Origin of the sequence: Leptolyngbya sp. PCC 6406 (assembly GCF_000332095.2) — a bacterium.
GTDB lineage: Bacteria > Cyanobacteriota > Cyanobacteriia > Phormidesmidales > Phormidesmidaceae > PCC-6406.
This window is the reverse complement of the sequence record NZ_KI913949.1, coordinates 5,309,370-5,328,858: the sequence shown is the minus strand read 5'-3', so window position 1 is coordinate 5,328,858 and position 19,489 is coordinate 5,309,370. Positions and strand designations below refer to the sequence as shown.

Annotated in this window: 14 protein-coding genes; 6 read left to right on the top strand and 8 right to left on the bottom strand. The window is 53.7% G+C overall.

The window, feature by feature from the left end; all coding sequences use genetic code 11:
• Window positions 1-37: 37 nt before the first annotated feature.
• From LEP6406_RS0223810 to LEP6406_RS29515, 3 genes are all read right to left on the bottom strand, one after another.
• A complete protein-coding gene (locus LEP6406_RS0223810; protein WP_008319042.1) occupies window positions 38-1,219 on the bottom strand; it encodes an LptF/LptG family permease in 1,182 nt (393 codons plus the stop codon).
• 108 nt (window positions 1,220-1,327) lie between these two features.
• The gene (gene lptB / locus LEP6406_RS0223805; protein WP_008319043.1) at window positions 1,328-2,056 is read right to left on the bottom strand and encodes an LPS export ABC transporter ATP-binding protein; all 729 of its coding nucleotides are present in this window, start codon (window positions 2,054-2,056) and stop codon (window positions 1,328-1,330) included.
• Window positions 2,057-2,273: 217 nt separating this feature from the next.
• Window positions 2,274-2,897, bottom strand: a complete 624-nt coding sequence (locus LEP6406_RS29515; protein WP_008319044.1) for an LptA/OstA family protein — start codon at window positions 2,895-2,897, stop codon at window positions 2,274-2,276.
• Window positions 2,898-3,401: 504 nt separating this feature from the next.
• Between LEP6406_RS29515 and dnaA the strand changes: the two genes are divergently transcribed.
• From dnaA to LEP6406_RS33165, 3 genes are all read left to right on the top strand, one after another.
• Complete coding sequence (dnaA, locus tag LEP6406_RS0223795) at window positions 3,402-4,778, top strand: chromosomal replication initiator protein DnaA (protein WP_008319045.1); 1,377 nt, start codon at window positions 3,402-3,404, stop codon at window positions 4,776-4,778.
• A gap of 535 nt (window positions 4,779-5,313) precedes the next feature.
• Window positions 5,314-6,465, top strand: coding sequence for a DNA polymerase III subunit beta (gene dnaN, locus LEP6406_RS0223790; RefSeq protein WP_008319046.1), 1,152 nt, complete (start codon window positions 5,314-5,316; stop codon window positions 6,463-6,465).
• Window positions 6,466-6,682: 217 nt separating this feature from the next.
• Complete coding sequence (locus tag LEP6406_RS33165) at window positions 6,683-6,847, top strand: hypothetical protein (protein WP_155834757.1); 165 nt, start codon at window positions 6,683-6,685, stop codon at window positions 6,845-6,847.
• Window positions 6,848-7,180: 333 nt separating this feature from the next.
• On the opposite strand, the gene LEP6406_RS0223780 is transcribed toward LEP6406_RS33165, so the two are convergent.
• Window positions 7,181-7,489, bottom strand: coding sequence for a hypothetical protein (locus tag LEP6406_RS0223780; protein ID WP_008319047.1), 309 nt, complete (start codon window positions 7,487-7,489; stop codon window positions 7,181-7,183).
• A 153-nt stretch (window positions 7,490-7,642) separates the two neighbouring features.
• On the opposite strand from LEP6406_RS0223780, the gene LEP6406_RS0223775 reads away from it, so the two are divergent.
• Window positions 7,643-8,212: a winged helix-turn-helix transcriptional regulator gene (locus tag LEP6406_RS0223775; protein WP_162160910.1), complete on the top strand. Its 570-nt coding sequence runs from the start codon at window positions 7,643-7,645 to the stop codon at window positions 8,210-8,212.
• A gap of 600 nt (window positions 8,213-8,812) precedes the next feature.
• On the opposite strand, the gene LEP6406_RS0223765 is transcribed toward LEP6406_RS0223775, so the two are convergent.
• A complete protein-coding gene (locus tag LEP6406_RS0223765; RefSeq protein WP_027269391.1) occupies window positions 8,813-9,655 on the bottom strand; it encodes a hypothetical protein in 843 nt (280 codons plus the stop codon).
• Between the two features lie 542 nt (window positions 9,656-10,197).
• Between LEP6406_RS0223765 and LEP6406_RS0223760 the strand changes: the two genes are divergently transcribed.
• Window positions 10,198-11,178, top strand: coding sequence for an ATP-binding protein (locus LEP6406_RS0223760; protein WP_263971221.1), 981 nt, complete (start codon window positions 10,198-10,200; stop codon window positions 11,176-11,178).
• A 148-nt stretch (window positions 11,179-11,326) separates the two neighbouring features.
• On the top strand, window positions 11,327-13,816 hold the full coding sequence (locus tag LEP6406_RS0223755; RefSeq protein ID WP_263971220.1) for a S8 family peptidase: 2,490 nt from the start codon (window positions 11,327-11,329) through the stop codon (window positions 13,814-13,816).
• 24 nt (window positions 13,817-13,840) lie between these two features.
• Here LEP6406_RS0223755 and LEP6406_RS29510 read toward each other — a convergent pair whose 3' ends face one another.
• The 3 genes from LEP6406_RS29510 to LEP6406_RS0223740 all read right to left on the bottom strand — a co-directional run bounded on the left by LEP6406_RS29510 (window position 13,841) and on the right by LEP6406_RS0223740 (window position 19,474).
• Window positions 13,841-14,080 carry a hypothetical protein gene (locus LEP6406_RS29510; protein WP_202807551.1) on the bottom strand — a complete coding sequence of 80 codons (240 nt, stop codon included), beginning with the start codon at window positions 14,078-14,080 and terminating at the stop codon, window positions 13,841-13,843.
• A 235-nt stretch (window positions 14,081-14,315) separates the two neighbouring features.
• On the bottom strand, window positions 14,316-16,637 hold the full coding sequence (locus tag LEP6406_RS0223745; RefSeq protein WP_008319057.1) for a transglutaminase TgpA family protein: 2,322 nt from the start codon (window positions 16,635-16,637) through the stop codon (window positions 14,316-14,318).
• 80 nt (window positions 16,638-16,717) lie between these two features.
• Window positions 16,718-19,474 carry a bifunctional acetate--CoA ligase family protein/GNAT family N-acetyltransferase gene (locus LEP6406_RS0223740; protein WP_008319059.1) on the bottom strand — a complete coding sequence of 919 codons (2,757 nt, stop codon included), beginning with the start codon at window positions 19,472-19,474 and terminating at the stop codon, window positions 16,718-16,720.
• Window positions 19,475-19,489: the final 15 nt, after the last annotated feature.

The window sequence follows — 19,489 nt, the reverse complement described above, 5'->3', positions numbered from 1 at the left end:
CCCGTCAAAATTTTCCTGACGGAACACTAGACCATCCTTATCGCGTCGCCTTCTCTACCAGAAATACCCCCACCCCGAGACCCAATAGCGTGGGGCTCCAGGCCGCGAGCAAGGGCGGCAGCACACCCACTTCCCCCATAGCATTGCAAATAAAGGCCAGCAGGTAGTAGCCAAAAATAATCAAAATGCTGACACCGAAGCTAGTGGCCCGCCCAGTGCGCTGGGGCAGCACCCCAATTGAGGCTCCCACCAACCCAAACACGACACAAACAAAGGGAAGCGCGTACTTCTGCTGAATACGAGTCTGCCAAGTGCGAATGCTGCGCTCATCACCCCCCTTACGCACCACCTGCTCTAGGTGCTGGGTCGCCTCAGCAATGTTCATTTCCGTGTCATTTTTGGTCCGGTTAGCAAGATCTAGCGGTGCCCGAGGCAACTGGAGTTGCTGGTTGTCAAACCGGACAATATTGCGAAAGCTGCCATCTGGGGCGACCACATAGATGGTGCCATCGTAGAACTGCCAGGTATTTTGAGAGGGATCCCAGGTGGCGGATTCGGCACTCACAACCTGGGTTACCCCCGACTGAGACAGATCCACAATGGTCAACCCATACATAGTCTCACCATCAAAACGGCTGGCATAGAAAAGGCGACTGAGGCTCTGAGCGCTGGGATCATCCTCTGCGGCTTGGAATTCCTGGTAGAAAATATTGCGTTCCTGAAAAGGGGGGCGCTCCGACTTCAGCGCCCGCTCTAGGGTAATGGCGGCGCGGTAGTTAGCAGCAGGGGTAATGAGTTCATTAAAGGCAAAGGTCATTCCTGTCACCACTAGGCTCAGGATTACGGCGGGAGCAATGATGCGTCGTACACTAACCCCGCAGCCTCGTAGGGCAATCAGCTCGCTATCGCTAGAAAAGCGGCTGTAGGTCATCATCGTCGCTAGCAGGGTGGACATGGGGAAGGCCAGGACGATGAATTCGGGCAGCTTCAAGATAAAAATTTCCACCGCCAGGGTCATAGAGAGCCCCGCATTGGTAACCTGGCGAATCAGTTCAAATAGTGCCCCAATGGAAATGCCAATAGAGGAGAAGGCTCCCACCCCAAACAAAAAGGGAAGAGTCAATTCCCAGGCAATGTAGCGATCCATGATGGTGATGTTCCAACCACCCGTTCCTCTGGAGGGGCCGTTGGGGACAGAAGCAGGCAGGGTAGTCGCCATAGGTCTAGGGAGAAACGGTTAGGGGGTAGGGGCAGATTCACGCCCTTTACCCATGTTAGGTTTGGAAGCTTTAGAGTTTGAAATTTAGATCTTGAGATCTTGAAACTGTTAGATCTTGAAACTGTCCCCGAGGTAATGCTGCCGCACTAGGGGATTGGCGTAGAGATCATCAGCAGTCCCGGCGGCCAAAATTTGGCCTTCACTCATGATGTAGGCTCGGTCAATGATCTGTAGGGTTTCCCGAACATTGTGGTCGGTGATGAGAATGCCCATATTGCGATCGCGTAATTGCGCCACGATGGATTGGATCTCTGCCACCGCGATCGGGTCTACTCCAGCAAAAGGTTCATCTAGGAAGAGAAACTTCGGCCCATCCACCCCCGAAGCTAGGGCACGGGCCAGCTCTGTGCGCCGCCGTTCTCCACCCGAAACCTGAATCCCCAGAGTATTCGCCACGGTTTCCAAGCGAAATTCCTTCAACAGATTGTGTAGACGATCCTCGTACTCCTCCGCAGGCACATTGGTCTGCTGCATCACCAGTAGGAGATTATCTTGCACCGACAGATTGCGAAAAATACTAGCCTCCTGAGCTAGATAGCCAATCCCCAGCCGTGCCCGCTGGTGCATCGGCAAATCGGTAATATCAATTTCATCCAAGCAAACTCGCCCCCGGTCAGGCCGCTCCAGCCCCGTCGCCATATAAAACGTCGTGGTTTTACCGGCCCCATTTGGCCCCAGCAACCCCACAATCTCCCCCTGGGCCACAGACAAACTTACCCGGCTCACAACCTGGCGCTTTCCGTAGGTCTTTTGAACATTTTCAAGAACAATTTTCAAGGGAGGTCAACGTCCATAGGACAGCAAATATACCCTTGGCCAATTTGCTTAAGCCATCAGGTACTCCTCTGATGGCTTAAGCAAATTGGCTTGCAGTCTCGTCCTAATCGGACTGGCGACTGCTATACCCGCCAACATCGTATCCCGCCAAAATTGTATCAGAGGCCATCAACACCCCTCGGTTCTCTCGGAACCGTTTTTAGACCTCTGGGGACTTTCACGGCACATTGGGGGTAGGCAGTGTCGAGGCATCGACAGCATCAATAGGGGTAATTTCCAGCACGTTGTCTGGCGCAACCGTCTGGCGCTGCCCAGACGAAGACTGATCGGTAGGTAACCCAGAGCCGCTGGTGGGGGTTCCAGCAGCAGGACCCGACGCAGGGATGCGATAGGTAGCCCGGACCTGCTGACGTGGCTGCGGCAGGGCGATAAAGCGACCTTCATCAATCAGGTAGGTAACGGTTTCCGCCTCTAAGCGATTCCCCTCCTGGTTAACAATGACATTGCCACTGAGGATGATGCGCTGCTCTTCATTGAAATACTGCGCCTGGGCTGCGGTGGCGTAGATACTGCGGGCAGGGTACTCAATCTGCACATTGCCCCGTGCCGTAATCACTCCCGTCAGGGCATTGGCTTCCTGCACATCCGCCCGCAGGGTGAGGGTGCCGCCATTGGTTTGGGCCTGCACCCCCGTCGCCACCCATCCCAGAGCCGCCACGGTTAGCCCCACCATGCCGCCAAGGAGCCAGACCGAGCTGCGGAGCATCTGGCGTTGAATAAATTGTCTGGACTTACTCGACTTAATTTCAGTCACCCTAGACACCGTACGTTTGGAGCCCATTCTTTTTTCCGAGACGTTTTCCGAGACGCCGCTTCCGAGACGCCGCCGGAGGGAGATCAAGTTCCCTCAGCTTCCCTAATGTAATCCTTCCCAGGGTCAGTTTGAAGGGGCTGTAGGGTGGGATTGACAGAGATCAACTGGCGGATCCATGCGATCGCATCCAGTAGCAAGAGCGCTAGAAGGAGGGATCAGGCACGATCTCAGATCAGAGAAACGGAGGTTTTAGGGCAAAAATCCCAGCTATAGCGTCAGAATCCCCCTTGTTTACGCTATATGCAGATTTTCACCCCTGCGCTTCCGGTGAAGATCGGGTAGCCTAGTAAGTCCTTATGGGTGTACACCCACCCCCTAGTGGGGCGGCCATCAACACCGTATGCTGAAAAGCCGGATTGATGAAGACCGGATGAATGGCGGTTTGTCTCAACGCTAAAGTCACATAGGTGAGTAGGCTTGGGTCGAAATTGGGTGGGTGGTGATGGTGATGTTGCCGTGTGGAGGTAGGCCGTGGAAAAGGTACTAGATGGGCTCTGGGACGAGGTGTTGGAACGCCTCCAGACACAGCTCAGCCACCCCACATTTGAAACCTGGATCAAACCGGCCCGCGTTCAAAATCTATCGGAAGAAGCCCTAGTCATTACCACCCCCAATCCCTTTGCCCGCAACTGGCTGCAAAAACACTACCTCGGCACCATCTCCAGCGCAGTTGCTGAGGTCCTAGGACGCTCCGTGGACATTCAAGTCATGGTGGAAACAAGCCAAGGCAATGGCGAGCTAGCGCCCCACCCAGAGGTACCCTGGCCCACCCCTGCCCCGCCCCCGCCGCCCCTAGAAACGCCAGCCCCTACCCTGGGCCGCACAGCGGGCCTGAACCCCAAGGCAGTGTTTTCCCGGTTTGTAGTCGGAGCCAATAATCGCATGGCCCATGCCGCCGCCCTAGCCGTGGCGGAGGCTCCTGGACGAGAATTTAATCCCCTGTTTCTCTGCGGCGGAGTAGGACTGGGCAAAACCCACCTCATGCAGGCCATCGGCCACTATCGCCTAGAGATCAGCGGCGATGCCCGCGTCTCCTACGTCTCTACTGAGCAATTTACCAACGACCTCATCACCGCTATCCGCAAGGACAGTATGCAGCGCTTCCGGGATCATTACCGAGCAGTGGATGTACTGATTGTGGATGACATCCAGTTTATTGAAGGAAAGGAATACACCCAGGAAGAGTTTTTCCATACCTTTAATACCCTCCACGAAGCCGGCAAACAGATCGTCATCGCCTCCGATCGTCCCCCCAACCAAATTCCTCGCCTGCAAGAGCGCCTGTGTTCACGATTTTCCATGGGGCTGATTGCGGATATTCAAACCCCAGACTTGGAAACCCGCATGGCCATTTTGCAAAAAAAGGCGGAATACGAAAGTGTGCGCTTGCCCCGCGACGTAATCGAATACATCGCCTCCACCTACACCTCCAACATTCGCGAACTAGAGGGGGCCTTGATTCGGGCCATCGCCTACACCTCCATCTCTGGCCTACCGATGACGGTGGAAAACCTCACCTCCGTCCTCAACCAGCCTATGGATAAAGTGGATGTCTCCCCCCAAGATGTGATGCAAGCCATCTCTGCCACCTTCAAAATCCCCGTCGAAGATCTCAAGGGCAGCTCCCGCCGCCGCGAAATCAGCCTCGCCCGCCAAGTAGGCATGTACCTGATGCGCCAGCACACAGACCTAAGCTTGCCGAAAATCGGCGAGGTCTTTGGGGGCAAAGACCACACAACAGTGATGTATAGCTGCGAGAAAATCACCAAGCAGCTCAAAAAAGATCTGGATCTGGCCCAAACTGTACGTCGCCTCAGCGATCGCATTACCCTTTCTAGCCAGAACTAGAGATCTTGTAAGCCTCTAGCGTTCAACCCTCCCGTAGGGTCCAGTTCTGGACCGATGACGTCATCGGGAGATCACTTATTACCCCAAATCATGACGAGATAGAGCCCTGCGATCGCAGGGCTCTATCTCGTCTGTTTAGACCGATCTCCAAGAAGCAATCCAGAACGTCCCTTAATTGTTAAGTTTTGCGAAGCTTTTGCTTCGGAGCTTGTGGAAAACCTGGGATTCTTTGTGGAAAAAAGCCTGAATCCCTTGGGAGAGTTTCCCGGTAAATGGGGAAAAAGTCCGGACTTACCAAGCCCTGTGGATAAGCATCCCGATTTCCCACAGGTTTTCCACAGGGATGGGGATGATGAACCCCCATTAGACCAAGCGATCCCCAAATTCTCCACAGTTTTCACAGCACCTACTACAACTACTGTAGGAAAATTTAGAGATAAAGATAGAGAATAGAACCCCTTCAAAACCTGGATGGAAGTCCGGGTGATAGGATTGGCATCCATTCCGTCAGCCTTACTCCCCATTCCGTGTGGCCATGAAATTTGTTTGTCCCCAAAGCGATCTCAACATCCACCTATCCCTGGTGGGTCGGGCTGTACCCTCCCGGCCCAGCAAGCCCGTCCTGAGTAACGTGCTGATGAAAGCGGATCTGGAAAAACAGGAGATCACCCTGGTCGGATTTGACGAAACCCTGGGCATCGAAACCTCCTTTTCCGCCGCCGTAGAGGTTCCTGGCGCAATTACCCTGCCTGCAAAGTTGCTGGAAAATATCGTTTCTCGCCTCCCCTCCGAAGATTTGCTCGTCGAAGAATCCGAAGAGGATGCTGCCATTACCCTGACGGGCTCCTCTGGCCAGTACCAAGTGCGGGGCCTCAGTGCCGAAGACTTTCCCAGTTTGCCCCTGGTCGAAGATGGCCAAGCGGCCCAACTCTCCGCCGAAGCCTTGCTAGAAGGACTCCGGGGAGCCCTCTTTGCCACCAGCGCCGACGAGACAAAGCAGGTGCTCACAGGGGTCCACCTGCTGACCGATGGAGACATGCTGGAATTTGCCGCCACCGATGGTCACCGTCTAGCGGTGGTCAAGACCACCGATGAAACCCCAGAGGGCACGACGGATCGGGCAAACTCAGCCGCTATGGATGTCACGGTTCCCGCCAAGGCGCTACGGGAATTGGAGAAAATGCTTCAGAGCTATGGATCCTCCGAACCCATCGCCCTGCGTTTTGATCACACCCAGGTATTGTTTGAGCTAGGTCAGCAACAGCGCCTCACCACCCGCCTACTGGAGGGGCAATATCCCAACTATCGCCAACTGGTGCCCAAACAATTTGAGCGACAGGCCACCGTCGATCGCAAAGCCCTGATCTCGGCCCTAGAGCGCATCGCGGTGCTGGCAGATCAAAAAAATAACATCGTCAAGCTCTCCATGAACACCGACGAGAAAACCATCGCGCTGTCGGTGGAAGCAGCGGAGGTCGGCAGTGGTCGGGAGGTGATTCCCGCCCAGATCAGCGGTGATCCTCTGGATATTGCCTTTAACGTGCGATACCTCTTGGATGGCCTGAAAGCCTTAGGCACCACCGAGATTCAGATGCAGTGCAACACCGCCACCAGCCCCTCGGTGCTCGTGCCCCTGGGTCAACTCCAGATGACCTACCTCGTCATGCCGGTGCAGATAAGATCGTGACTTTGGGTGTCTACAAGCCCGCGTCCAAGGCTTGGTCATCGCCAGTATGTGCGGTGACGACGGCACGCTTTATGTGTTCACCCCAGATGGTCAGCGGGTGCCGTTAAGGACTTGTTTGCCAGCCGTGAGCCGTCGAGGCTCTGACCCACCATAGTGAGTTTTACGATGCATTTTGAGAGCGAAGAAGCGCTACCGATACCACCTCCAAAACCGAGAGATGATCATTGCTGAGTTGTCGGATAGCAGTGGCAAGCCCGCTATGGAGATCATCCAGCAAAACACTATGCAGACCTGGCAACTGGATAAAATGCCGCTATTGCAGGACTGCTACAAGCGGTTGCGATTCCAGTCTTTGAGCCGTCTGGGACCAACACAAGACTAATTTATTCGGCGGAAGTAGCCTAGTCCCTTATGCCCCTACTCCCTTTCCCCATGGAACAGCTTGCAAATTTACGCAGCACGGTACTAGGACGTATTGTATTGGTCTCTACCGGATTGAGTATGCTACCAAAAGGCAGAAATCCCTGAAAGCATTGACTTTCAGGGATCCCAACAATTTATTCAGGCTTCTAGTACATTGAACCCTGTAGATCCTGATATTGTTCGATTAACCACTACCTTTGGTGTTGGCAAACCAAAAGTAAAAACTAACAGTTGAGCTTTTTGGAAAAATCGACAGATCTATTAAACCTGCACGTCCTTGAGACTTTATCATTCAGGCTATGCTTTGTGTGTCAAGAAAATCCATACATAAACATTCCGGATACAGTTCAACCAAGGTAAGCCAATGAGTAACGTCCCCATCCACAAAACCCTGTTCTTCTACCTGAGCCTTCATTTTGCGAGAAGTCATCTGGTAACGAACTTCGTAATCCTTTATTCGAGCTAGTGCTTCACTATCAATGATGGTTGTGATGCTAGGTAAAGATGTGTAGTCAAACCACTCAGCAACCAAATCACTTACATTTTCAAGAGTCATCCCTTTCAAATCATTTAGGCTTAGAGACTGTTTGGTTGGGAGCATGACTAATACAAACGTTATCCATCTGTGTTTTGATGCTGTAAGCTGGTAAATACCATTTGAGCAGACATAAGTCAATCAAAAGCCAACCAATCTTGCCGGAGAGGGTGCTCTTGATTGACCATGTTTTTTTACGCAATCTCATTAGATCACTGTATGGATAGCCTAGAAAACGGTTCTGATCTGCGTCAACACCCTCGTTCGTCTCTGTGTCTCGAATCTGAAGACTCGAAAGATGCAGCGTTAGGCGATTGTTCAGGGGTAGATGCAGACGATTTAGCTATAGACATACTAGACTCTGTCAGCATCTCCATCATTGAAGCCATTAAGGAGAAGGGGCAGGCTGTAGCTCGCGACTTGACAGACACACTTCACCTCAGTCGTGCCCCAGTGCTTGGGCGACTGAAGAAGCTGACAGAGCAAAAAATCCTGGTTCGGCATCCTAAGCCTGGTACAGAACGCAAGGCTAAGCCGACGTACGTATATAAACTTTCCTCTAAAGCAGAGCGGACAATTCAGACCTCAGGCTTGGGTACGGAAGAGAACAGTGCGTCTTCCGGAGTATTGGTTGAGGCCAATACTATCTCGGTCATGGCTGAGCTGTTAGAGGCGTCTATTCAGGAAATTGCGGCCCTGAGGAATCGTGTTTCAAGGTTGGAGGCAGCACTAGATGTCGAAGTGCCTCTCAATCGCTCAGACCTAATTAATAAATTGAAATCTCGCTAAATCAACCTTTTTTAGGGTGTTATGCCGCCACATCAGCGTAATCCGCTTCGTCTAGATAAGTACCTGAGCATTCATACTCACCACATGGAGCACCTTGAGAGGGCTGGGTTTGTACTCTCGGAGGACATCCAGATACAACACCATCGCGATTCAATTTTGATGACTGGACCAATCCTATGCCCAGGGCATATCGAGATCTCAGTTAACAAGCGACTTGACATCTGCCACCGCGATGGGAACGGGAAGTCGCCTGTTGTCAAGACACGGCACTACGAGTACAACGTTGCATGCAAAGGGGTTCACAACCTTTTCAGATACGATAATACTCATCCAGGAGATTTATACCCAGGACATCTGGATCCATTCCACAAACATGTTTTTCATATAGATACGGGTATCGAGAAGCGGAAAAGCCCCATATGGGTGGGGGAACGTGATTGGCCAACACTAGCTGAAGTGGTTGACGAGGCAAATCACCTATATGCGGACAATCAAGACTTGTTGAATGAAGTCTTAAGATACTGCGCTTGGCGATGGCAACCTGTTTGAAAAGCGAGATTGGCAAAGTGTTATAGCCTTTGAACGTCCATGGGCGTTCCCTCAAGGAATTTGATCGGGGTGACGGAGCGGAGGATAAACGCATTGAGGGTGTTGTTGGCTGATCGCCTGTTGCATAGCATCCACTCGGTTAAACACCTTTTGATAAAGGACATTGCCCCTAAAGCCCGATCGCTCCGCCGATTCCCAGGTGGCCTCTACAGTGTCTGCCAGCAAAATATTGCAGTCGTATCCGCTAGCCCGTAGCGCTTGGATGGCCTCGTGTTTGCTCCTTGGATCCCAGGCAATAGCGGCTTCATGGAGCTGTTTAACAGGGGCATTTTGCTGAGCTTGCTGTACCCCGCCGCTAACTGCCCCAATGATCACCATCAGCCCGATGAGTCCCCCAATGCCAATGCCGACAAGCTCACCAAAATCCACAGAGCTTCGGTATGTAGACCGATATGTGGGTTGGGTGTCACGGTAGAAAGCGAACTCGTCTAGATCTGGCTCGGGTTCCTGGTAATAGGGCTCCGGCTCTGGCTCATCGGTTTGGGTGTAGATGTCGTAGTACTCCATCAGGTCTGGCATTTCGTCCAAAAACCAGACCTGATACCCATTCCGGCGCAAACTAGCAGCGACGGATTGTCCACTAGGGGCCGACAGCCCTGCGATCACGCCCTGTCGGCCAAAAAAATGGGGTAGATAGCGTCCTAAGAGTTGCCCTGCGGCACTGTCGATTTCCTTGCGGGAAAGTCTGAGCTTGCATTCAATGACGTACTCATTCGTCACGATGTCTACAAACTCTCCCGTCGTCAATGGGAACTCCTTGTAGCAGCTCAAGCCTTTATTTTCCAAATAGCTGATCAGGAAATCCTGTAACGCTTCCTCGTTAGCAAACTCCATCACTTTGACTTCAGTAGGCACGCCCGTAAGCCAATCCTATCCCTTGTCTGCAATTTCCAGACAGGTAAGGGGCTCACTAATCGGGAGTACAGTCAGGTAGCCATGGCAACTGTCCTCGTGATAGTTTGATGAGATTTTTCTGCAACCCCTAGAAAATCTAGGTGATTTGGGCTAAATTCTAGCGATCGTTGCCTGTTTTCAAGGGTTTTGGGCAGGGGGCTTAGGGAGAGTATGGTGTGATGTGGAGGTTTAAGGCAGCTACAGGGGAGAGGGTGCCCTAGGGACGATCCTGGAGGAGCTGCGGGAAGCGGCCCCCTCGCTACGAGATCTGGGCGATCGCTTCGAGCACTTGATGACGGGACAGAAGCATCTCCATCAATCAAGCCAGTATGAAGTGTTGTATACCGACTGCTGAGGTGACTGTCAAATAGTTTAGATATCTTAAAGATAGATCTGCATTCTAGGGCCGCACCATGAAAGGAGATGTACTTAAGCGGTTATTCCGGGCAGTTGCCAGTGACGACTCACAGGCAATCCAAAGTATGCTGTCTGTCGTTATTGCAGAAGAGCGCCAGCTCGGCCATACCAAGCTGGCTGAGCAGCTTGACGCTATCCTGCAAAAAAACACTCGTCTTGCAAAGACTGAGCAGTTTGCCCTGGCACCTCAGTCCCTTACTGCTTCAATAGCGCCTGTCGGCCCCCATTCCAGTTCGACTGCTGCTCAGCCCTTAAAGGTGCTGTCGAGCAATCGCCGCTTCAATCACCCATTTGTGCTGACGGTGCCGCGAGATCGCCTGCGACATCACATGGTCTTGTCCGATGCCGTCGAGGAGCGCTTCTGCCGGATTGAGCGGGAGTATGCAGCCCGCGATCGGTTGGCCCACTACGGCCTGAAATATCGCCAAAAGATTCTGCTGTACGGCTCTCCAGGATGCGGTAAAACCATGGGAGCCGAGCGCATCGCTTGGAATACTGGGTTGCCCCTAGTCAAGGTGCGCTTCGATGCGATGGTGTCTTCCTATTTAGGCGAAACTGCCACCAACCTCCGGGAAGTCTTTGAGACCGCCGCCGCTAATCCCTGCTTGCTGTTTATCGATGAGTGCGATGCCCTGGCAAAATCCCGTGAAGATGCCCAGGAGGTTGGGGAAATTAAGCGAGTGGTCAATACGTTCCTCCAGTTGCTGGATGAGTATGAGGTATCGAATGGTCTACTCATCGCCGCGACCAACTTGACCAAGTTTTTAGATGAGGCTGTCTGGCGACGGTTTGACGACGTGATCGAAGTTCCCAAACCTACTGAGCCCGAAATTCGCACCATTCTCAAGCAGACCCTGGTCTCTGTCGAAGTGGGCTCAGTGGATTGGGATGCGACCGTGCAAAAGCTGGATGGATTTTCCGCTGCTCAAATTGTGAGAATTGCTCAAAATGCTGCCAAACGCGCCATCTTAGATCGGGAAGACCTGGTTATCCAAGAGCATTTGGAAGCTTCCATTCAAGATGTCATAGTCGCCCATGCCGGATAACGCCTCGAATTTTCCCCATCTCCGTCTACGATTAGCCAGTCAAGGAATTGCCGTCTCACCAAGAGGATCCAGGCAAGCTTCTTCAAGGACTGCCGCAAACAAAGGAAATGCTGGAGGTCACGGGAGCAAACTTAAATCCTCAGTTGATTTGATTACGATCAACTGGCAAGAAGAACAGAAGAAACGCCAAGAGGAAGGCAAGCCTGATCTTCCCGATGCTGTATCATTCATTCTCCAAGTTGATCCCGATGCTTTTGACGCCGATAACCTCAGAAGCTTCGGTATTGAAGTGGTCGCTGACTTAGAAGAAGGCTACATTATTGGTGCTTCCGCAGATACCGAGTTATCCGAGCTTAGGAAGAAGATCGTAAACTTTATCAACTCTGAAACAGGTAGAGGTAAGGTTCCAGCCATTTGGGAACTCCTAGAAGGCACTAATCGACCTGAATTCATTCTGTCCGATAAGCTTAGAACCGGTTGGGATCAGATTCAGGACAACCAGGAATACATCGTCGATGTTGGGATCTCCTGTATCGATATTCAAGAGCAATATTCTCGATGCCCCAAACGGGAACGCTACAAGACCGATGAAAGTTTCCAACAGGGAATTGAAAGATGGTTGTCCAAGTACAAACTCACTCGGGAGGAATGGGATAATCTCTACTTTGAGCGCTCAGACAAGCTAGAGGAGTTTGTCCGGCAGTATAGGGGGGAGATACTTCACAACATTGAAGGGAATGAAATTGGCGTCTCACGCTTGCCTGATAGCTTCTCCTGTCGAATTCGCATCTCTGGCAACGGGTTGAGAGATCTTGTTCTCAATTTTCCCTATATCTTTGATGTGTGTGAATATGAGGACATTGACCTTCCCCCAGTTGATCCAGATGCTGCTGGGGATTATCGAGATGGTTTCGAGCTTGAGCCACCGGAGTCCAACGCCCCTAAAGTTTGCGTCATCGATAGCGGCATCCAAGAACGGCATCCCCTCCTCAGGGGTGCAATTGATGAAGCCAATTCAAGATCATGGGTGCCGGGAGAGCTAGATCAGACAGCCGATTATGTCCCCAACGGTGGGCACGGTACCAGAGTCGCCGGAGCCGTTATTTACCCGCGTGAGGTGCCACGAACAGGGCAGCTTCAGTCCATCTGTTGGCTCCAAAATGCGAGGATGCTTGATCATGACAATCATCTGCCCAGGAATATTTTTCCTCCAGAGGTGCTGGAAGAAATCGTCGATTTTTACTTTAGGCGTACGAGCACTCGCCTGTTCAATCATTCGATTACAACCATCACTCCCTGCCGAACCCAGCTTATGACCGCCTGGGCTGCTGCCATTGATAAGCTCACCTGGAATATGGGGGGAGATCTTCTCTTCATTGTCGCAGCCGGAAATCTTAATGCGAGTGCTAACTTTCCCACTCGTCCCGCGATCGCCAGTCACTTAGGTGCAGGTAGAAACTATCCAGACTACTTGCTCTCCCCATCTGTGAGAATCGCTAGCCCCGGACAAAGTTTCCAAGCCTTAACGGTCGGCTCAGTAGCCCATGCCACCTACGACTCGCCACCCCTGCGATCGCTAGCAGATGCAGATTACCCTTCCGCCTTCTCCTGCACAGGCTTGGGCATCTGGAACACGATCAAGCCCGAAGTGGTTGAATACGGCGGCGACCTCGTCATTGACTCCAGCACTCCGCCCAATTTCACCATACCTGAGCCCGTCTGCCCTGAACTAGTTCGAGCCACCCGAGAAGGAGGCCCAGTCGTCAGCCGCAATAGGGTTGGCACCTCATTTGCAGCCCCCAAAGTTACTCATATCGCAGCCGCCCTGGCAGCCGCATATCCGGAAGCAAACGCTCTACTCTACCGCGCCCTGATTGTTCAGTCAGCCCGCTTACCGGCCTGGGCAGAAGAATCTGATGAAAAGCGCTACCATGCTATCCGGACAATGGGCTATGGCATTCCTGACCTGGACCGAGCACTAGGCAATTCTCTCAGCCGGATTACCCTCACGACTCCGAGCAGCGAGTCCATTAAAGCCCGACAAGCCAAGGTTTACCAGGTCCAAATACCCGAATTTCTGCTCAGGGAAGGTGAAGGCTTCGATATCCGCATTGAAATCACCCTATCCTATGTTGCTGAGCCTCGCCGCACCCGCCGCAATCGCCGGAAATACCTCTCAACCTGGCTTGATTGGACCTGTAGCAAGCGGGGACAAGATCCGGATACCTTTCTTGCCAAAGTTCTGAAGGAGTACGATCAAGCCCCACTAGATGCCGACGAGGGAGAAGGCGGTTTTCCTTGGACTCTGGGTAGAAGGCGAGCGAGACGACGTGATGATGGCACCGTTCCCTCACAGGGGATCGATGGCATTGTCAAGGAAGTTTCTAGAAGTGCAGGGACCATTCAGAAGGATTGGGCAATCGTCAAATCCTATGATCTCCGCGAGGGTTTCTGTGTTGGCGTAGTTGGTCATGTAGGCTGGAATAAAAATCCTGAGGCGACTGTTCCTTTCTCCCTCGTTGTTAGTTTTGAAGCAGTCAACTCAGAGATTCCCATTTATGCAGCTTTTGCTCAGGTTCAACAATCCTTACAGGTTCAGCCGCAACAACAAGTGAGTGTGACAATACCCTCAACATGATTGCCTCTTTTCTCTGGCTAAGCCTTAAAGGTATTGCACATACCCGTGATCTCTTCCCCATGCCCACCAAGCATCAGCCATTTTGTGAATACGTCCCTCATCCTCGGGTTTGACAGGATTTACTCCAGTGATGATGTAAAGCGCCCAAAACCAATGGGTCAAGTTTGCTTTCATGTCTTGCAATATGAAAGGCATTGCACCTGTTCCCATGTCAATGATCTGTTGATAGGCATAATGCATAACCTTGTCACTGGAAAGAGACATATGCTTGGTTTCTGTGTTCCACAGTCTAGATAAGCGATTAAATTTTTCTTGGGGTGTCTCTTGCATTTGATGTGAGGCAACAGCGACAGAGGACAAGTCTTTCTTCTCAGAGAATCCTAATCTCTCGTTAGATACAATTTTAGGCTTAGAAGGTGCAGAGATTCCCCAAGATTGCTTAGTGTTTCTCTTTCGAGTAACCTCACCAGAACTTAAAACTCTTGCCCTGTTGAGGGTTTCAACGAAATCCGATAATCCTAGAATTCGGAGCGGGGTGCTGCTGACCCATCAGCGATCGCGCTTGAGCGTGCAAAGCCTTCTCGTCTTGGGGCTGGCCTCCGTAGCGCCAGCGCACATAGGCTTCTACCAAGTCACTCACTTGGGGGCCGTAGGTTACGGTGTTGTGGCGGCGGATCTGTTGGACATGTTCTAGGGGGGTCTGGGTGGGAGCCTTGGGGAAGCCCTGGATAGCCAACCAAGCCAAGAGCTGCTGGTAGATTCGCTCTACGGCGGGGAGTTGCTTTAGCCATCGCTGCCGCCGCCAACTGCGCCAGCCTAACCAACTGAGCCAGAGTCCAAAGCCCAGCCCCGTGACTCCGATCAAGCCCACAAAGACTTGTAGCCAGCCCTGACTGAGGAAGGCAAAAATGCGACTTGCCCAGGTCGTTAGTGCTAGAAAGACATTGTTGAAGAGTCCGGCTACTGGGGAGGGGAGCCACCCTGCCACCCAGTTCCAAAATTGCCGCAGGACGCTAAAGGTTTGGTAATCCTGAATGGAGGGGGGGACGATGTCATGGGTGGGAATGGGGTCAAAGGCAAACCAGCCGTAGCCGGGAAAGAGAACCTCTGTCATGGCGTAGGCGTCGGTGTTTCGTACTACGGAGTAGCCAGTGAAGGGGTTGAATTCCCCCGGCCCAAAGCCCACTACCAGCCGCGCTGGGATTCCCAAACTCCTGAGCATTACTGTTAATACTGTGGAAAAGTGGTCGGTGTAGCCCCCTTCGTAGCGATAGAGAAAGGCGGTGACTAGATCTTCTTCGGTTTCAAAAAAAGGGAGTTCTGGTAGGAGGGTGTAGTTTTGCTTCAGGGCTTGGGCCAGGTATAGGGCGGTTTCGTAGGGATCTGTGAGGGGCTGGGGGGCTTGGGCCATCAGGTCTTGCGCAGTCTGGCTTAGGCGATCGCCTAAGCCTTCTGGGACTTGCAGATAGTGATCCTGAATGCTGCTGGTATAGTCTGTGGGGGCGTCTCTAAGGAGAGTGCGATCGCGGTAGGGCACCTGGGAGAGCACGGTATAGGTCAACCCCGGTGAGAGGGGGATGGGGGAGCGCAGCCCCCCCTCTGTATCGATAGCGACTTCTTGCGTGGGGAAATAAATCTGCCGTGCCTGATAGAGGGCGGGCATGACATTAGGCAGGGGATTCACCACTGTATAGGTTTGAATCACCTCCCGCTGCCGTCCCTGATCCATATCCGTTAACCCTGGGCGAAAGGCCGATTCTGGCAAAAAGGTCTGGTAGGTCACCCCTGATCGCCGGATTACCTCGACCTCATCTTCACGGGAAACTTCCCACCCCTGGCCGGTGTAGCGATCAAAGGCCATGACGCGCCAAAAGCCTACCGCCTGCGATCGCACCCGTAGTAATACCTGGGGGATGAGACTGCCCCGTAGATTTTGGTTTATGCGGCGGCTAAAGCCGTAGTAAAAGGTGTCATCAAGCTGCCCTGGCCCGGTCCCGTTGCCCTCGCTATCCCCCTCGCCACCCTCGCCATCTGTACCAAATCCGGCACCGGGGTTGGTAATGCGATCGCCGGAGAAGTCACCCTCGAAGCTAATGGTGGCGCTGACGGGGAAATTGCGAATTTGGTAACCGGGCAAGCGAGGCAGTAGCAGGAAAATCGTCAGTCCCAGTAAGACGGTGATCCCCAGTAGTAGACCCATGCGCCGTACCGTGGGTATCCCTCCCAGGGCCGCTTGCCACCCTCGCAGGCCCAGGCGGGATCGATAGTCCAGGATCAAAACTGGCAGTGCGATCGCTAAAAAGGTCAGGAGAAACGGTGCTAGAGTCAGGGTTTGGCTAATGGTGGCGGCCACCCCTAGGAGGATCAGGCCAATCACCATGGAATAGCCCAAGTCCTTGCGCCGGGGCATGTCAAAGCTGTGGAGCACCTGCAAATGGATCAGCAGCTCCGCCAAGCGTACCCGTGTATCGCTGCCCTCCCCCAAGAGACGGGATAAAAAAAAGCCTAGGGCCAGTAACATGCCCAGGGCAATCACAAACTTTACCGTAATGTTGGCTTGGTGGCGGCGACGCCAACTCCAGTAGCCGCCGATGGCACTGAGGGGAATCGCGAGCAGATTCAACCAGGATGCCGGAGCCACCCCGATGGCCGCTACGCTGACGGAGGCAATGCCCACCGTTACCAGCCCCTGCACCAATAGCCGCAGGGCGCGGGATTCCTCCGGCAGTTCCCCTGGCCCCGCCCATACCCCCAAAAATTTGCGCCATTGGTCGGTGGCAGAGGAGCTTGGGTCGCGAGAAGGTTCAGAGGACACAGGCACGCACAAAACCCTAAAGATTCGCCCCTATGCTAGCCCACGGGGCAGAGTCAGGTTAGCAGGGGACGTGCCGCCGTCCCCTGCTAACCTGTCACCATAAAGACCGCCTGAACAAAATCAGGGGCGCGGGTGAGGGTAAAGCCGACTTTTTCGCAAACCCTTTGCATGGCACGGTTTTCCCTCAAAATTTCAGCGGTGATGCGGGTCATGCCTTCTTGGCGGGCGATGGCCACAAGCTGCTCTAGAAGCTTGGTGCCCAATCCCTGCTGCTGATAGCTGTCGCTCACCAGCATGGCGAATTCCGCCTCATTCTGGCCGTGCTGCTTACTTAAGCGTCCTACACCCAGGATCCGATGCTTGCCTGTGTCGGGATTTTTGTGGTCGGCCACGAGGGCCATCTCGCGATCGTAGTCAATGAAGCAAATGCGGGTGAGGCGATCGTGGGCGACCCGATGGCTCAGGTTCATCAGGTGAAAATAGCGCAGATACACACTCTCCTCTGACAGGGTGTGATGAAAATCTACCAGTAAGGGTTCATCTTCGGGGCGAATGGGGCGCAGGGTGATGTTAGTGCCATCCCGCAGTTGCCAGGGCAGCACATACTGGCTGGGGTAGGGACGAATGGCGGGGGAGGGCAAGTCTTGCAGGCTGGCGTCGTTGGGGTGGAGGGCAATGCGGGCATCCAGTGCTAGTAGGGGATAGCGGCTACTGGCCTCTGAGACGAGCAAGGGATTAATGTCAATTTCTTTAATCCACCGCTGCTCCATTGCTAACTGGCTAAAACGCACTAACAACCGTTCTAATTCGTCCAGGGCGGTGGCCTCTCGCCCCCGTACCCCTTGCAGGGCTTTATAGATTTTGGTCTGCTCCATCAGGCGGCGGGCTAGGGTGGTGTTTAAGGGCGGCAGCGCGATCGCACTATCCTGAAACACCTCTACCAACTGCCCTCCCGCGCCAAACAGGATCACCGGGCCAAACTGGTCATCGACACTACTACCAATAATCAACTCATAACTGCGATCGCGATCGATCATGGGCTGTACCGTCACCCCTTGAAAGTGCTCTGCCCCCGCCTTCGCCGTCACCGCTGATTGAATATCTGCATAGGCGCAGCGCACCGCCTCCGCCCCAGGCAGATTCAGATGCACCCCCCCCACATCGGTCTTGTGAGTCAGGGTCTTAGACACCAGCTTGACCACTACGGGGTAGCCGATTTCCTCCGCCCAGGCCACCGCAGCCTCTGGCGTGTGGGCAAGGCGCGACTCCACGGTTGGAATCCCATAGGCTTGCAAAATCTGCTTCGACTCCATCTCCGTCAAGAGGGTGCGTCCCTCCGACTGAACGGCCTGCAAAATATCACTCACCTGGGCGCGGTCAGTGGTCCCAAACTCCGACTCTGGCAGCAGGGCAGGCGTCTCGTAAATGCCTTGCAGATTGTAGTGGTACTTCCACATGAAGTTAAACAACACCGCCGCCGCATCGGGGTAGCGGTAGGTGGCAATGCTGGCACGGTTGAGAATCGTCTCGCCATGGGTCACCTCTGCACCCCCCATCCAGCTCGCCAAAATTGGCTTATCACTGTTTTGGGCGCAATGCTTCAGTTGTTCAGCAGTTTCCGTCGGATCCGTCATCGCCTGGGGCGTCAGGATGACCAGCAAGCCATCACTGTTGGGATCCCTCATCGCCACCTTCAGGGCTTGCGTGTAGCGCTCGGGATCGGCATCCCCCAGGATGTCAATGGGATTATGGTGACTCCAATGGGGGGGCAGCGTGTCATTCAACGCTGCGATCGTTTCCGTCGCTAGGGGAGCCAGTTCCCCCCCAGTGGCGATCAGAGCATCCGTCGCCAATACCCCCGGTCCCCCCGCATTGGTAATGATGCTGAGCTTGGGGCCTTTGGGAAGCTGGTGCTGCTTGGCCAATACCTCCGCCAGGTCAAACAGTTCAGAAATGCGGTTGACCCGCAACACCCCACACCGCCGGAATGCCGCATCTAGAACCGCATCACTCCCTGCTAAGGATCCCGTGTGGGAGGCCGCTGCCTGAGCCGCCGCCGCTGTACGTCCCGCCTTGATCACAATAATTGGCTTTGTCAGAGCCACCTCCCGCGCCGCCGAGAGAAAGGAGCGAGCATTGCCGATAGACTCCATGTAAATGACAATGCTGCGGGTCTGGGGATCATCCCCCAGGTAATAGATCAGGTCGCCCCAATCCACATCCAACATGGAGCCAATGGAGACAAAGGTGCTGAAGCCCACATTTTCTTGCAGACTCCAGTCCAGTACAGCGGTACAGAGGGCTCCACTCTGACTGATAAAGCCCACATTGCCGGGGCGAGCCATGGTGCTGGCAAAGGTGGCATTGAGCCCCACCAAGGGGTTCATTAATCCCAGGCAGTTGGGACCAATCAGGCGTAAATCACTGGTGGCCAACAGGGCACGAATTTGTCGCTCTAGCTCAATCCCTATCGGGCCAATTTCCTTAAAGCCCGCCGACAGGACAATGGCTCCTTTTACCCCGAGGTCCACACAGTCTTGCAGGATGCCGGGGACGGTAGGGGCGGGGGTGGCAATGATGACGAGGTCGGGGACATCGGGGGTATCCCGCAGACTGGCGTAGGCCCGGATGCCTAACACGTTTTTTCGATTGGGATTCACCGGAAACACGGTGCCCCCGAAGGGATTGCTGATCAAGTTCCACAGTAGGGTCCGGCCTACGCTACCGGGGCGCTCTGTAGCTCCGACGACGGCGACGGTTTTGGGTGTAAAGAGGGCACTCAGGGGCTGTTGCTCAGCCCGAAAAATGTCGTAGGCCGGATCGGGGGTGGCTAGGGAAGACATGGTTGAGGAGGGGGG